Raw genomic sequence first — 16,514 nt, 5'->3', positions numbered from 1 at the left:
TTCACGAAAACACATTATGAAACTTTTTCAACGCATTTTTGCCACTTTTTGCATGGTGATTATTTGCGCGATTTTTGTTGCCAGCTTTTCCTTTTGGCTGGTGCAAACCCAGTTAGCAGAAAATCAATCCAAACATCAACGCGATATGGAAATCAGCTTATTGCGCGATGTGGTCAATTCATTGGCGGTAGGCGGCGAATTATCCGTACGCAACCGCTTGGAAATGTTGCGAAAAGAATCCGCCGCGCAAAACATCATCGTCATCACGGGCGATTCCAAACAGGATATTTTAAGCCGCCCCGTGCCACCCGAAGAAGTGGAACACGCCTACCATTTCGCACTGAAAAATCCCAATTCTAAATTGGTTACACTACGCTACGACCCATTTGGTGAAGAATACCTGTTTTTTATCCGCAATTTTGACCGCACCCAATTGGAGCGTATGCCCAGCCCGTTTTTGATTCCGGGTTTGCCGCTTGCACCGATTTGGCATGAAATCATTATTTTATTGTCGCTGTTGGCAATTGGTTTATTGCTGGCGTATTTATTGGCGAGCAATATTACCAAGCCGATTCGCATTTTAGAACAAGGCATTAACCGTTTGGCGGCGGGCGAATTAAACGCGCGTGTCTCCCAACAATTGCTTGACCGCAAAGATGAATTAGCCAATTTGGGCGTGCAATTTGACCGCATGGCACATCAATTAGAGCAGCTTTTGGAAAAAGAACGGCATTTATTGCACCATGTTTCCCACGAAATGCGATCGCCATTGGCGCGAATTCAGGCAATTGTTGGCTTGCTGCAAGCACGACCTGAAAAACAAGCGGATTATATTGCCCGTTTGGAAAGCGAATTAAGCCGCATGGACACGCTGGTTGGCGAATTGCTCACCCTATCGCGCTTGGAAACGGCGAATATTCCAATGGAACGCGAAAATTTGCAAATTGTGCCGTTTGTGCAGCAGATTGTGGAAGACAGTCAGGCAGTCGCCGAAAAGAAAAATCATACAGTTCAATTAGATGTGAAAAATATTCACCCCGAAGCACGTTTTGAAGCCAATGAAAGCTATTTGTATCGTGCGCTGGACAATGTGATTCGCAATGCGATGAATTACAGCCCCGAAGGCAGCACGATTCAGGTAAATATGTATGAAGACCGCAAAAATTTGCATATTGAAATCGTGGATAATGGCAACGGCGTAAAACCCGAACAATTGCCACATATTTTCACCGCGTTTTATCGCGCCGACAGCAGCGCAAATACTACGGGAACGGGTTTGGGTTTGGCATTAACCAAGCATATTGTGGAGCAACATCATGGAAAAATTATTGCCGAAAATGTGCAACCCAATGGCTTGAAAATGCACTTTATTTTGCCGCACACCAGCAAACCCGAAAAAATCAAAAGCCCCAAAACGCGTCCGCCCAAAACCGATGGGGAGAAATAAGGTTTCAGGCTGCCTTACAGTACACGACCATTTTTCTAATCACGAAAATGTAGGGTGCGCCGTGCGCACCAAGTAGCTGAATAATTAAACATTGTGGCGAATTTGGTGCGCACGGCGCACCCTACTATCCTTTTTGTCGTGTACCGAAAGGCTGCCTGAAAACACCAAAACGGTGTAAAATAATGCGTTTTCTCATTAATGACATCACAAGGGAGTTCCACATGTCTAAATTAATCTTGGTATTGAACTGCGGTTCATCTTCATTAAAAGGCGCGGTATTGAATACCGAAAACAGCGAAGTTTTGTTGAGCTGTTTGGGCGAAAAATTGGGCTTGCCCGATGCCTACATCACGTTCAAAGTGGACGGTCAAAAAGAAAAAGTGGATTTATCCGCACAACCCGACCACACAGGCGCAGTTGGTGCTATGCTGGACAAATTAAAAGCCATGGGTTTAGACAGCCAAGTGGGCGCAATTGGTCATCGCGTAGTGAGTGGTGGCGAATTGTACAGCGATTCGGTTTTGATTAATGATGATGTGATTGCCGCGATTGAAAAATGTATTCCGCTCGCACCTTTGCACAATCCAGCAAATTTGTTGGGCATTCGCGCTGCACAAAATATTTTTGAAGGTTTGCCAAATGTTGCCGTGTTTGACACCGCATTCCACCAAACCATGCCCGAACACGCCTACACCTACGCCGTGCCACGCAAGTTATACCGCGATTTAGGTTTGCGCCGCTATGGTTTCCATGGTACAAGTTACCGTTTTGTATCTGAAGAAGCAGCACGTTTCTTGGGCAAAGATGTACATAATTTACGTTTGGTGGTGGCGCATTTGGGCAATGGTGCGTCTGTGGCTGCCATCAAAAATGGGCAATCAGTAGATACTTCTATGGGTATTACCCCATTGGAAGGCTTGGTAATGGGGACACGTGCGGGCGATATTGACGCGAGTGTGTACGAATTTTTGGCAGACAATTTGAATTTGTCTGTGAAAGAAATTACCAATTTATTGAACAAACAAAGTGGCTTATTGGGCATTTCCGAATTGTCTAGCGACTGTCGTACCATTGAAGAAGAATCTTTAAATGGTCATGCAGGTGCAATTTTGGCATTGGAAATTTTCTCCTATCGTTTGGCGAAATATGTGGCGTCTATGGCGGTGGCGGCTGGTGGCATTGACGCTTTGGTGTTCACGGGCGGTATTGGTGAAAATTCCGATATTATCCGTACCAAAGTATTGAATTACTGTGAATTCTTGGGCATGAATGTAGATGCTGAAGCCAACTTGGCAGCACGTTTTGGCAATGCAGGCATCATTACCACTGCCGACAGCAAGGTGGTTTCTGTGGTAATTCCAACCAACGAAGAATTGATGATTGCACAAGACACTGCACGTTTGTCAGGGTTGTAATTTATAGTAAATTATAGTGAATAGGGCACAATGTAAGAAGCAACAAATTGCACCTTACACGTGTACTGTTTTTAAATGAATTCATTATAAAATCAAAAACACCTTGAAAATTTTGATTTTCAAGGTGTTTTTGATTGAAAAAACAAAATAGTTGTCTCTTTTCAGGCAGCCTGAAGACAATTAGCAAGATTTAACTACTTGATTACTTAAACCTACTCATACTTCACTATACAATGATACACAAGCACACCATGCTGCCTGAAAGACATTTCACATTTTCAGGCAGCATTGTTTTATTTTTATTTTAAACAAGGAAACAGAATGACCGAAACAACGATTGGTTCACCGCTTTTTTATGCGGTGTTTTTCATTGCCGTTATCATCATGATAGGGATAGACATGCTCACGCTGAAAAAAACAGGTGTGCATAAAGTCAGCACCAAAGAAGCTAACATGGACGGTGGTGTGGGTGCTGGTGTCCTGTGCATTCGCAGGCTGGCTGTATTGGGAAATAACACAAAGTCATGGCGCAGCTTTGGCGAAAACCAAAGTATTGGAATATTTCACAGGTTATGTGTTGGAAAAATCGTTGGCGGTGGACAATTTGTTTGTTTTCCTGATGATTTTTTCTTATTTCAAAGTGCCAGCGCAATATCAACACCGTGTTTTGTTATACGGCGTATTGGGCGCGATTGTGTTGCGGGCGATTATGGTATTTGTCGGTGCGGCATTGGTGAGCCGTTTTGAGTGGATTTTATATATATTCGGCGCATTTTTACTGTATACAGGCGTGAAAATGGTCAAACACAATGACAACGATGATGACGAAGATTTGTCGCAAAACAAAATGTTGCAATGGTTGAAAAAACACATTCACGTCAGCGAGCGTTTGGACGGCGAAAAATTCTTTACCATTGAAAACGGCAAACGCATTGCCACGCCCCTGCTTTTGGTGCTGATTATGGTAGAATTGAGCGATGTGGTGTTTGCGGTGGACAGCATTCCCGCCATTTTCGCGGTAACGACCGACCCATTTATCGTTTTGACATCTAATATTTTTGCGATTTTGGGTTTACGCGCCATGTATTTCTTGCTGGCGGACATGGCTGACCGTTTTGTGTATTTGCATTATGGTTTGGCGTTTGTGTTGAGCTTCATCGGTATTAAGATGTTGATTTTGCATTGGGTACACATTCCTGTGGGAATTTCGCTATTGGTGGTGTTTACTGCTTTGGTGGTGGCGATGGTGGCTTCATTGTTGCACAAACCGAAAAATAATGACGCAGCCTAATTTTTTATTTTGAAACAAAAACGCCGTTTGAATGCGATTTCAAACGGCGTTTTGGGGTTTTCAGGCTGCCTTTCGCTACCCTACAAAAAATGAAATACTGCCTGAAATCGTTGAAATACAGCAATCTAACCCCCTCTCCTTTGGGAGAGGGAAAAATCGTGGTGCATTGAAAGTTTTACCCTCTCCCTAACCCTCTCCCACAGGCATGGGTATCTACACATATTTTTACAATAAAATTAAAAGGTTATTTGAAATATCAATTCAATAGCCCTTAATTTTAGTTTCAAAATCACGCGTAACACGGCGAGATTTTGTCAGCTTGTTTTGAAATTTTTGTTGAAAAACAATCAACATAATCTCAAAAAAAGATGTGTAGATACCCATGCCCACAGGAGAGGGAACAGATGAGCGGTAGACAAAAATTTGTAGGGTAATGAAAGGCTGCCTGAAAACCCACACACACAAAAGGATTCCCCATGCTTGCCCTATTCTTTGCGACTTTCGCGTTTGCACTGAAAGTTACCTTGCCGAATATTTTATTATTGTGTTTGGGCAAATATTTGCGGCTGAAAAAAATGGTTACGCTTGAATTTTGTGAACAAGCGTCTGAATTGGTATTTAAATTTGCCTTGCCATTTATGCTGTTTGTGAATTTGATTGACATCAAAATTGACTATGCCGCCAACGCCAAACTGGTGGCGGCTGGCGCGATTTGTACCACGCTTTTGTATTTACTCGCTGAATTGTATGCCTATTTTCGCGTGCCAAATGTGCGCGACAAAGGCGTGTTTGTGCAAGGCGTGTTCCGCAGCAATTTGGGCATAGTCGGATTGGCAACCGTGCAAAACGCCTACGGCGCGGCGGGTGTGGCACATGCGGCGGTGTATATGGGTTTAATCACGATTTTGCTGAATGTGTTTTCCGTGCTGACTTTAAGCCGCACATCCAACCATTCTGTACGCGACAAATTGTGCGAAATCGGCAAAAAAATTGCAAAAAACCCCTTAATTATCATGATTGTATTGGCACTGATTGGCAATGCACTCCACATCAGGCTGCCTGAATTTCTCATGCACACTTTTCAATATCTCGCCCACATTGCCCTACCGCTTGCGCTGATTTGTGCAGGCGCGACTTTTGATTGGCAATCCATGCGCCAACGCTCCGATGTGTCCATGCAAGCCAGCATTGGGCGGCTGCTGATTGCGCCGATGATGGCGGTGGCGATTGGGGTGTGGTTGGGTTTTCGTGGGACGGATATGGGGATTTTGTTTTTGATGACGGCAACGCCTGTTGCGGCAGCGAGCTATGTGATGGCGCGCGCAATGGGCGGCAATGATGTAGCGGCGGCGAATATTATTGGCATTACCACCGCAGGCAGCATGGTAACGACTTCGGTGGGGGTAATGATTTTGCGTGGATTCGGTTTGATGTGATGAATTTCAGGCTGCCTTACCGTTTCGCCCCCAAAATGTAGGGTGCATACCACGCACCAACTCATTCAAAATATTGGGTATTTTGGTGCGTAATACGCGCCCTACATTTGTTTGTCGTGTACTGAAAGGCAGCCTGAAACATCATTTACGCGCTCAAACCATTGAATACATCAAAATAAGTCGGGAACGTTTTGTGCGTGCATTTCGGGTCATTGATTTGCACCGCCACGCCCAGCAAACTCACCAGCGAAAAACACATCGCCATGCGGTGGTCGTCATAGGTGTCAATCGCTGCGCCGTTGGTCAATTTTTCGGGCGGTGTGATGTGGATTGCGTCTTGCTCTTCCACCACTTCCGCGCCCACTTTTCGCAATTCGGTCGCCATAGCGGCAATGCGGTCGGTTTCTTTCACGCGCCACGATTCAATATTGCGAATGCTGCACTTCGCGCCCGTCGCCAACGCCACCACCGCCAACGTCATTGCCGCGTCTGGAATGTGGTTCGCGTCCAAATCAAAGGGTAGGATTTTTTGTTCGGGCGAACGCGAAACTTCAATAAAATCATCGCCCCACATCACATTTGCGCCAATTTTCGCCAATTCGTGCGCGAACGCCACATCGCCCTGAATTGCGTTTTTGCCCAAACCCGTTACGCGAACGGGGCTGCCTGAAAGCAAACCTGCTGCCAAAAAATAACTTGCGCTGGACGCATCGCCTTCCACATTCACGATTTCGGGCGCGTGGTATGTCGCATTTTCAGGCAGCCTGAAAATTTGATAATCGTGATTTTCCACGTTTACGCCAAATTGTTTCAATAAATTCAAGGTAATATCAATATAAGGCTTGGAAATCAAATCGCCGTCCACGCGGATTGTCCACGCCTCGCCCGTGAGCGGCAATGCCATTAACAGCGCGGTCAAAAATTGGCTGGACACATTGCCTTTAATCGGGATTTCGCGGACTTGTTTATCTGAAAAATCATGGATTTGCAAAGGCGGATAGCCTTCGTTGCCCAAATAGTCCACATTCGCGCCTGCAATCCGCAGCGCGTCCACCAAATCGCCAATCGGACGCTCGTGCATGCGCGGCACGCCGTGCAAATGGTAGTCGCCGCCCAAAATCGCCAACGCGCCCGTGAGTGGGCGGAATGCCGTGCCAGCGTTGCCCAAAAACAAATCGGCTTGCTTATTCGGAAATTTGCCCGACTGCCCGACCAATTTCAGGCTGCCTGAATCGGTTTTTTGCATGGGAACGCCCAATTTTTCAAGGGCTTCCAACATGCGGTCGGTGTCGTCTGATTTGAGCAGCGAGCGGATTTCGCACTCATTGTCCGACAAAGCCGCCAATAATAAGGTGCGGTTGCTGATGCTTTTTGAACCTGGCAAAGCAACCGTGTTGTGTGCTTTCAGGCTGCGTGGGGCGAGTGTGATTGATTCAGTCATTTATATATAACCCATTTATTGTATAGTGAATTCAATTTAAACCAGTACAGCGTTACCAGCTCCCTTATGTACTAGGTGTACACGGCGGTCGCTGTCGCCTTGTCCTGATTTAAATTGAATCCACTATATTAATTAACAAAAAAGGACAGGAAAAAATCCTGTCCCGACAAAATTCAGTTCAGGCAGCCTGAAAAATCATTCCACCGTAGTAATATATTTCAAAGCCGCCGCCAATTCGTCTTGATTGCCTTCCGTATTGCTGGCGCAAATCGTGTACAACTTATCTTTGCCGTGCAGCATAATTTTGCAACGCTCATTCAACAAAATATTGCCCTGCTCATCGGCTTGGCTGAAACCATAAGTCATGCTGTTGGCGGCAATATCGCCCAATACCAAATTATTCAATGATTTATCTGCTTCCAAAGCCGCTTTCACTTTTTGGAAATACTCGGCTGGATTGACAGATGTACCCGTATCAATCACGGTCAAAGTCGTGCCTGTTACATTATCTTTTTGTAATAAAGTGATTTTTTCTTTCGCAACACCTTCTGGCAAAGCGGCTTCATCGCCCAATTTATCGGCAAATTGTCCCGATGTTTCAATGCTGATTTTGCCATCGCTGCTCAATAATTTCACTTTATCTTGCTCATGCGCTGCCGCCGAAGCCGCCGCAGGTTCAGACGATGGCGCAGCCGTTTTCTTGTCTGCCGTACCACCATTACACGCCGTCAAAGCCACCGCGCTACTCAAAATTAAGGCTAAAAATTTAGGGTTCATTTCATTATCCTTACTGGTTAAAGGCAGCATTATAACACTTCAGGCAGCCTGAAAAATACTTTCAGGCTGCCTGAATCTTTACGAGCGCAATTAAGGTTTACGCAATGACACCACAATCGCCGCCGCGCGGTTTTTCCAAGTAATCGGAATCACAAAGCTGCGGTCTTTGCGTGGCAACAAGATTTCATCGGGTGCGCCACGCAACACGATTGGCACAGAAATTTCAAATTCTTCGCCAAATTCGCTACGTGCATTACCTGCAATCGTATTTGCCACTTCGCCCACCAAGTCAATCATAAACGCTTCGCTGATGTCTTTTTCGCCCATCAGCACCAACAAGCGTTCCAACAACTCTTTGGGTGCGGTGAAATACACAATCCCCTTGCTTTTGCCAGAAATCGCAATTACACCTGTGAAATCTTTGGCAGATGGCACGCTGTTTTCCACCAAATACGGTGTACCCACAGACAGCTCTTCGGGGTCCATCATTTGTTCAAAATATTTTTGAACGCCGTCCAAAAATACTTGTAATTTCTCTTCTTTCATTAGATTAATCTTCCATCATTTCAACGAGAGCTTGAACCAAGTCTTCGTCAGTAAAAGGTTTACAAATAAAACCACGCGCACCTAATTCCAATGCCTTAATCCCAGTTGCTTTATCAGATAAAGCGGAAATTACCAAAATATTGGCATTGTCATCAAAGTCGGTAATGGAAAAAATACATTCCAAACCGTCCATTTTTGGCATGGTTAAGTCCATTGTTACGATGTCTGGACGGTGCTGTTTGTACAGTTCCAATGCATCCGCGCCATTCATTGCCGTAGCAACTACTTCAAATTCAATTTCTTTTGAGCTACGGCTAATGCGGTTACGAATCACATTAGAATCGTCCACAATCATAATGGTTTTTCTTGCCATCTTCAGTCTATTCTCCGTCAATTATTTGGGTAATGTAAACGTGAAACGCGTGTACATACCAGCAGAAGTGGAAATATTGATTTTACCGCCAATAGCATTTACACGGTCTTTAATCACATCCAAACCCACACCACGACCCGCATCACCTGTAGCCTGTTCCACAGTAGAAAAGCCAGAGCTAAACATCAATGCCAACAATTCTTTATTATTCAAATTTTCCGCTTCGGCTTCAGAGTAACGACCCAATTTCACCGCTTTAGCGCGAATGGCGTTGTAGTCAATACCGTTGCCATCATCTTCAAAATTCAAAATGTATTGAGAACCTGTATCTTGCAATTCCATGCGAACATGACCTGCTTCCAATTTACGGCGCGCATGGCGTTCTGCTGGGGTTTCAATACCGTGTACCACCGCATTGCGCAACAATTGCACCGCTACTTCGTGAATGGTGGTGCGCAAATCTTCATTTTCCACTTGTTGCAAACCAACATAGTTGAAATCTACGATTTTGCTATTGCGTTCTGCCACATCAGCCACCAAACGCTCATAGTAATCCGACATTTTTGGTTTACCAGAAGTAGATTGGTTACTCACGCTGTCATTGTTGTTACCCAAACGACCCACCAAATCTTCAATGGTTTGAGTCAAGTTCATCAATTCTTCCAAATGAACCGCCAAGCCCAAGAAGTTTTCACCTGTCAAGGTAGAAGTGGCTTGCAATTTTTTCAAATCATTTTCAATGTTTTCCGCAATCACGGTAAAGCCATGCAAGTTCAAAGCATACGCTTCACCTTTCAGGCTGTGTACTTCACGGAAAATATGTTCTGCTTTGCTACGCAATTCGCTTTGACGCTCACCAGGGGCTTTCAAAGTGTTATTGATTGCCATATTGTGTTTTTGCGTGTTGCGAACAAAATCGTCAATCATTTGACGGTCAGCGCGCAAAATGGTGCTCAACATTTCCAATTGAACGTCATTTTGTTCACGTTCTTGCTGAATTTTCTTCTCCAGCAATACCGCATTGGTTACGTCAGATACGTTCACCAATACACGCGAAATTTCATCGCCTTTGTAAACGCGGTTAAATTTGAAATCCAAATAGCGTTGAACTGTATTATTGCCTTCTTGAATGTTCATCACTTGGCGAGTCAATGGGTTCAAGCTGCCAATCAAACGCTCTTTCACACGTGGGTTATATAATTGACCGATGAAACTGTGGGTGGTGTTCAAATCTTCTTGCGAAATCAGGCTGCCCAACATATCAATTAAGTTTTGACCTGCCAAATCTTTTTGACCAATCAAGCGTTCCAATTCTTTAGAATATTGCGAACCGATGGTTAAGTCTTTGTCCAACAAGAACAAACCCGTGCTTACCGTATTCATGATTTCTTCGGTTTCTTTACGAGATTCGTCTGCTTTTACGTCCGCAGCAGCCAAGCGGCGAATCACGAAGAATACGAAACCCAAGAAGAATACCAAAGAACCAAATACACCTGCAAGCTGCAACATATTGGTGCGTTGGCTTTCCACACGAATCTGGCTGTTTAAGTTACCACGAATCGCGGTCAAGCTGCCACTTACTTGCTCATAGTTATTTTGAGCACTCATACTTGCCAATTCCAAATGTGCTGGATTGGAAGTGGGCGACATTGCATCTTTCAAATACAAAGCAATTTGTGGTTTTAAGTGATTCCAACGTTCAATCACAGCCTGCAAATTCTTTTGGCTTTCCGCATCACCCAAAGGGTTAATCGCCACTTCTTGACCTGAAACAGAAACACCTGTACCACCTTTTTGCAAAGCATCCAAGTTTTTCTGGAATATATCAAGGTTGCTTTGCAAGACTTTCAGCGAGTGCGCCACATGTGGGCTATTTGGGTCTTCGCCGTAAGACATTTTCAAGTTAAACAAAATACGCAGCATATTTTCGTGCGCCTCATTCGCGCGTGCTGCGACCTGTACTTCCGTATTGTGTGCCGATACCGCACGAGACAGCGTCAAAGAGTACGTCATCACCGCAATAATCACCGCCAAGAACACGCCCAGCGACAATAACAAGCTACGATAACGCTCAAATACGCTGACTTTCAGCGTTTTTTTGGAATTTTCTGCAGACATAGTCAAACTTTCCTATTGAATAAACGTTAAATTATTTTTGAGTTAAATTTAGTTAAACAAATTTACTTCGCAATCTCTTATATCTTAATCCGAAAATGGATTTTTGTAAATCCAAACCATGCAAAAGCCTTGCATTTAATGGATTTGCGTATGATTTTGTAAACAAATGCTCAATAATTTACAATATTTAACACTTATATCCATTGTGGATTTGCAGGCTGCCTGAAAATCGGCGAAATAATGGATTGATACCCCTATTTCCCACACGCATCGCGCCAAATTTCGCGCACCAAATCACACCAATCACGCCCAAATTGTTCCGCATCAAAAAGCGGCGATTGCAACACTTTTTCACGCAAATTCACGCGAATCTCGTTTAACTGCTGCCAATTTTCAGGCTGCCCCCAATACACGGCACGTTCCACATAATCATCTAAATGATGACACACCCATTCGGGCAAACCCGCCGCGCTCAATAATTGCTCGCCCTGCCGCGCCAACATGCCCGATTGGGCAAACGTGAGCGTGGGGACACCCATCCACAAAGCTTCGCTGGTGGTCGTGCCGCCGCAATATGGAAAAGTGTCTAAAATCAAATCAATATCCTGATGATGGGCAAAATATTCCGCACGTGGCACAGAACCCCGAAAGGAAACCTGCGCCATATTGAAACCAAAATCGCACAATTTTGTAGCGAGTTTTTCTTGGTCTTGGCTATTTTCACCCAATCTTAAATTTTGAAAATGCCAACGGCTTTCAGGCAGCCTGCGCGCAATTTGCGCCCAGATTGCCAATACTTCATCGTTGATTTTGGGTAAATTTTGGAAACAGGCAAATGTAATGTAACCTTTTGTTAATGCAGGTAATTCATTGGTTAGTACATTTTCCGTTGGCACAGACAAACACAAGCGGCTGTGCGGCATGCGCCACACGCGTTCCACAAATCGGTTTTCTTCATCGGGCGGCACGCAATAAGGGTCGGCAATCACGGCTTGCATGGTGGACAAACCCGTTGTGCCAAAATAGCCCAACCAATTGATTTGCACAGGTGCAGCTTGCGCAGCAAACACGCCTATGCGATTACCGCGTGTCAAACCCGACAAATCCACCAAAATATCCACGCCATCTGCTTGAATTTGTTGAATCAATCGCTCATCGCCCCATGTGTTTACATGGTGCCAATTTTGGAACACGGGTTTCAGCCGCGCACTCAAATCGTCAAAAGTGGGCGAATTGGCATACGCCGACCATGTAAATTGTTGTGCTGCTTGGCTTTTGAGTAGGCTTTCCACAAAAAAACCAACGGGGTGAGTTTGCAAATCAGCCGACACCAGCCCAATATGCAAGGGTTTTTCGGCATTTTGAGCAGGCAATTTAATGGCAAGTGATTGAGATTTTTCCACATAAAGTTGCCCCAAACGTTTGGCGCGTTCAAAAATCACTTCGGGCTGATACGGCACAACATAGTGTTGTGTGAAAATTAAATTGGCTAAAGCATTGGTATATTGTGGATTTTCGCGCAATAAATGTTCATAACATTGGTAGGCAGCCTGAAAATCCAATTCATCCTGATAAACAGTTGCCAAATTGAATCGTGCCAATTCGTAGTGCGGATTGATTGATAAAATTTTTTGATAATTTTCAATAGCTTCCTGTCGGCGTTCCAATTTTTGCAACACCACACCCATGTTCACCAAAGCGTCCAAATGATTCGGCTCAAGTTGCAGCGCGATGGATAAATGAGTGTGCGCCAAATCCAATTGATTGGCTAATTGATACGTTCTGCCGATATTGCTTTGCAGTGATGCCTTGTTTTGCCAATTCGGAATACGCTGCCACATGGCAATCGCGTCCTGAAAACGGCGGTTTTCGGACAATAAGGCGGCGCAGAGATTGGGGATATTTTCGCGTTCATGCGGATAATTGGCGGCGAGTGTTTCACAACGTTGTAGGGCGCGCTCGGTGTCGCCGTTACGCAACATTTCGGCGATGGCTTGGTATTCTGGCACCCATGTTCGGTCATCGGCTGGTGGCGTGTTTTTTTGATTCAGAATTTTGTTTAATAAGGGATTTTTTGCCAATTGTGCTTTGCGTGTTGGCACGGCTTTGTGGGATTTAGACATGGTTAATCATTCGTTTAATCAGATGATTTGATTATAACAAAAACCTTTCAGGCTGCCTGAAAATGAAAAAATTGCCCTTATTTCATCAATAATAATCATGCGAACAAATATAGACAAATAAAGCAGTAGGGGCTATGCTTCTGCGGTTTTGGTTTTCAGGCTGCCTTTTGGTACGCGGCAATTTTTCTATTCCCACAAAACTGTCCCCTCCCCAGTCCTAAACGGGGGAGGGGGCTTCAGGCAAGCTAATAATTTGTGTCGTGTACTTTCAGGCAGCCTGAAAACTGGTTTTCCCTGTATTTTGAAAGACTAAATTTTATGAGCGAATATTTATTCACCTCCGAATCCGTATCCGAAGGACACCCCGATAAAGTCGCCGACCAAATCTCAGACGCGATTTTGGACGCAATTTTCTTGCAAGACCCTAAAGCGCGTGTCGCCGCCGAGACTTTGGTGGCAACCGATTTGTGCGTTTTGGCTGGCGAAATCACCACCACCGCGCAAGTGGATTACGAAAAAATCGCCCGTGAAACCATCGCCCGCATTGGCTACAATGACGAAAAATTGGGTTTTGCCGCGCAAACGTGTAAAGTCGTGTTGAACTACGCCGAGCAATCACCCGACATCGCGCAAGGCGTGAACGAAGGTCAAGGCATTGATTTAAATCAAGGTGCTGGCGACCAAGGTTTGATGTTTGGTTACGCGTGCGATGAAACGCCAACTTTAATGCCGTTTGCGATTTATTACAGCCATCGCCTAATGCAACGTCAAAGCGAAGTACGCAAAAGCGGCTTGCTCCCTTGGTTGCGCCCAGACGCAAAAGCACAATTAACCGTTGCCTACGACAGCGAAACAGGTCGTGTAAAACGCATTGATACAGTGGTTTTGTCCACACAACACGATGAAAGCATTAGCCATTCTGATTTAGAAAAAGCGGTCAAAGAACACATTATTTTCCCCGTCTTGCCCAAAGAATTGATTACCCCAGCCACCAAATATTTTATTAACCCAACTGGCAAATTCATCATCGGCGGACCTCACGGCGACTGCGGTTTGACAGGGCGCAAAATCATTGTGGACACCTACGGTGGCGCAGCCCCACACGGCGGCGGCGCGTTTTCAGGCAAAGACCCGAGCAAAGTAGACCGTTCCGCCGCCTATGCAGGGCGTTATGTGGCGAAAAATATTGTTGCGGCGGGTTTAGCGAAACAATGCCAAATTCAAATTTCTTACGCGATTGGTATTGCCGAGCCAACTTCCATCGCCATTGATACCTTTGGTACAGGTGTGTTGAACGAAGCGGAATTGATTGCTTTGGTACGTGAACATTTTGATTTGCGCCCAAAAGGGATTATTCAAATGTTGAATTTGTTGCGCCCGATTTATGGCAAATCGGCAGCTTACGGACATTTTGGTCGTGAAGAACCCGAGTTTACTTGGGAACGCACCGATAAAGCCGCCGCATTACGCGCCGCCGCAAAATTGTAATATACTTATTAATCAATAAATTAGGCAGACTGAAAAATGTTTCAGGCTGCCTTCTCTTTTGCCAACTGGCAAGGTGGACACCGTCTACCATCTTCAAAACTCATCATTTCAATATTTTTCAGTGGACGCTGTTCCCCCTACCATTTATCGCATACAACAAGGCAGCCTGAAAAAATCTACAACACTCAATTACATTTTTCCTAAACGTATCTTAACTTTTCTTCGCAAACTGGTTACAATGCGCCCATCTGAATAGTGTTTATTTGGATAATCCATAAGTCTAATATTTCACAGAGGATTTTCACCATGAACCCCATTTACATTACATTTGGCTTGTATTTACTCGCCGTACTGGGTATTGGTTTGGTTGCCTATTTTTCCACACGCAATTTTGATGACTACATTCTCGGTGGTCGCAGTTTGGGTGCATTCGTTACCGCGATGTCGGCGGGTGCGTCTGATATGTCGGGCTGGCTGCTGATGGGTTTACCAGGTGCGATTTATGCTTCGGGTTTGATTGAAGCATGGATTGCGATTGGCTTGACCATAGGCGCGTATTTCAACTGGTTACTCGTATCGGGTAGATTACGCATTCACACCGAATTGAACCACAACGCACTCACGCTGCCTGAATATTTTGCCCACCGTTTTGGTGAACACGGCAAATTACTTAAAGTGATTTCGGCAATTATCATCTTGTTTTTCTTTACCATTTACTGCGCTTCTGGCGTAGTGGCTGGGGCGCGTTTATTCCAAAGCCTGTTTGAAGGCATGAGCTACACGCAAGCCATGTGGTTGGGTGCAGGCGCAACCATTGCCTATACCTTTATTGGCGGCTTTTTGGCGGTGAGCTGGACGGACACTTTGCAAGCCAGCTTGATGATTTTCGCGCTGATTTTAGCCCCCGTGATGGTATGGCTAACACTCGGTGGCACAGACCAAATGAACGCTGCCATCGCCGCCGCTAGCACCAAAACAGGCGTGAGTTACAGCAGCTTGTCGCCCAGCGATTTGGCAGGTTGGATAACGGCGATTTCTGCCGCCGCTTGGGGTTTGGGCTATTTTGGGCAACCGCATATTTTGGCACGTTTTATGGCGGCGGATAGCGTGAAATCATTGCACAGTGCGCGCCGTATTGGCATGACTTGGATGGTGGTGTGCTTGGCGGGCGCGGTGGCGGTGGGCTATTTTGGTATTGCTTATTTTGGCGCACACCCCAACCAAGTTACCGCGATGGGCGGTAAAAATGAACGTATTTTCATTGCCTTGTCCACTTTGTTATTTAATCCATGGGTGGCGGGTGTGGTGTTATCGGCGATTTTGGCGGCGGTGATGTCCACTTTGTCTTGCCAATTATTGATTTGCTCCAGCGCGATTGCGGAAGATTTTTACAAAGGCTTTTTCCGCCCACAAGCTTCACAAAAAGAATTGGTGTGGCTGGGTCGTGTGATGGTGTTGGTGGTGGCGGTAATTTCCATTTTGATTGCGTCTGACCCTGAAAGTATGGTGTTGGGTTTGGTGGCGTATGCGTGGGCGGGTTTTGGCGCGGCGTTTGGTCCTGTGGTGATTTTGTCGCTATTCTGGAAACGCATGACGGCAAAAGGCGCGTTGGCTGGCATGACAGTTGGCGCGGTGCTGACGGTGGTGTGGGCGGAAATGGTTAATCCTGCGTTGAAAGCAGCAGGCTCACCTACCATGTATGAGATTGTACCTGCGTTTATTGCCTGCTGGCTGACCGTTTGGTTGGTGTCTTTGTCGGACAAACAGCCGTCTGCTGATGTACAAAATCGTTTTGATGAAGCCAATAAGCGTTATTTGGACAGCAATTAATTTCACGTAAATGTGCATAGTCGTAGAAGTGAAAATGCAGTACAAGGCGACAACGCCCGCCGTGTACGAATAGTACATCAGGGCGTTGGCAACGCCGTAATGCTTTTTCAATTCTGCGACTATATTTTCAGGCTGCCTTTCAGTACACGACAAAAAAAGTACAATAAAAAAAGAAGTCCGCATCAATTCAGTGGTATCGTATTAATTTTCTCACGACTAATCCAATATG

Annotated in this window: 11 protein-coding genes and 1 pseudogene; 6 read left to right on the top strand and 6 right to left on the bottom strand. The window is 45.2% G+C overall.

The features are described 5' to 3' along the window. Positions 1–16 precede the first annotated feature (16 nt). The 4 genes and pseudogenes from Q338_RS00060 to Q338_RS00045 all read left to right on the top strand — a co-directional run bounded on the left by Q338_RS00060 (position 17) and on the right by Q338_RS00045 (position 5,589). Positions 17–1,447, top strand: coding sequence for a sensor histidine kinase (locus Q338_RS00060; RefSeq protein ID WP_034290647.1), 1,431 nt, complete (start codon positions 17–19; stop codon positions 1,445–1,447). A 221-nt stretch (positions 1,448–1,668) separates the two neighbouring features. Beyond that, a complete protein-coding gene (locus tag Q338_RS00055; RefSeq protein ID WP_034290645.1) occupies positions 1,669–2,862 on the top strand; it encodes an acetate kinase in 1,194 nt (397 codons plus the stop codon). A gap of 321 nt (positions 2,863–3,183) precedes the next feature. After that, a pseudogene (locus Q338_RS00050) lies at positions 3,184–4,153 on the top strand (TerC family protein). A gap of 476 nt (positions 4,154–4,629) precedes the next feature. Then, a complete protein-coding gene (locus Q338_RS00045) occupies positions 4,630–5,589 on the top strand; it encodes an AEC family transporter (RefSeq protein WP_034290643.1) in 960 nt (319 codons plus the stop codon). A 145-nt stretch (positions 5,590–5,734) separates the two neighbouring features. Here the strand turns inward: Q338_RS00045 and aroA are convergent, their stop codons facing one another. The 6 genes from aroA to Q338_RS13590 form a co-directional block, all read right to left on the bottom strand. After that, positions 5,735–7,030: a 3-phosphoshikimate 1-carboxyvinyltransferase gene (gene aroA, locus Q338_RS00040; RefSeq protein WP_034290641.1), complete on the bottom strand. Its 1,296-nt coding sequence runs from the start codon at positions 7,028–7,030 to the stop codon at positions 5,735–5,737. 195 nt (positions 7,031–7,225) lie between these two features. Further along, positions 7,226–7,807, bottom strand: a complete 582-nt coding sequence (locus Q338_RS00035; RefSeq protein ID WP_034290639.1) for a hypothetical protein — start codon at positions 7,805–7,807, stop codon at positions 7,226–7,228. 90 nt (positions 7,808–7,897) lie between these two features. Then, entirely contained in the window at positions 7,898–8,353 is a 456-nt protein-coding gene (locus tag Q338_RS00030) for a chemotaxis protein CheX (RefSeq protein WP_034290637.1), read from the bottom strand. A 4-nt stretch (positions 8,354–8,357) separates the two neighbouring features. Further along, positions 8,358–8,726 (bottom strand): response regulator, encoded by a 369-nt coding sequence (locus tag Q338_RS00025; protein WP_034290634.1) that lies wholly within the window; start codon positions 8,724–8,726, stop codon positions 8,358–8,360. A gap of 21 nt (positions 8,727–8,747) precedes the next feature. Continuing rightward, positions 8,748–10,844 carry an ATP-binding protein gene (locus Q338_RS00020; protein ID WP_051968364.1) on the bottom strand — a complete coding sequence of 699 codons (2,097 nt, stop codon included), beginning with the start codon at positions 10,842–10,844 and terminating at the stop codon, positions 8,748–8,750. A 254-nt stretch (positions 10,845–11,098) separates the two neighbouring features. Next, the gene (locus Q338_RS13590) at positions 11,099–12,967 is read right to left on the bottom strand and encodes an O-linked N-acetylglucosamine transferase, SPINDLY family protein (protein WP_051968363.1); all 1,869 of its coding nucleotides are present in this window, start codon (positions 12,965–12,967) and stop codon (positions 11,099–11,101) included. 318 nt (positions 12,968–13,285) lie between these two features. On the opposite strand from Q338_RS13590, the gene metK reads away from it, so the two are divergent. Both metK and putP read left to right on the top strand, forming a co-directional pair. Next, positions 13,286–14,455 (top strand): methionine adenosyltransferase, encoded by a 1,170-nt coding sequence (gene metK / locus Q338_RS00010; RefSeq protein ID WP_034290631.1) that lies wholly within the window; start codon positions 13,286–13,288, stop codon positions 14,453–14,455. Between the two features lie 306 nt (positions 14,456–14,761). After that, a complete protein-coding gene (gene putP / locus Q338_RS00005) occupies positions 14,762–16,285 on the top strand; it encodes a sodium/proline symporter PutP (RefSeq protein WP_034290628.1) in 1,524 nt (507 codons plus the stop codon). Positions 16,286–16,514 lie beyond the last annotated feature (229 nt).

It is taken from the genome of Alysiella crassa DSM 2578 (assembly GCF_000745955.1).
Classification (GTDB): Bacteria; Pseudomonadota; Gammaproteobacteria; order Burkholderiales; family Neisseriaceae; genus Simonsiella; species Simonsiella crassa.
Note: the sequence above shows the minus strand (reverse complement) of the source record. Positions and strands in the feature narration are given on the sequence as shown.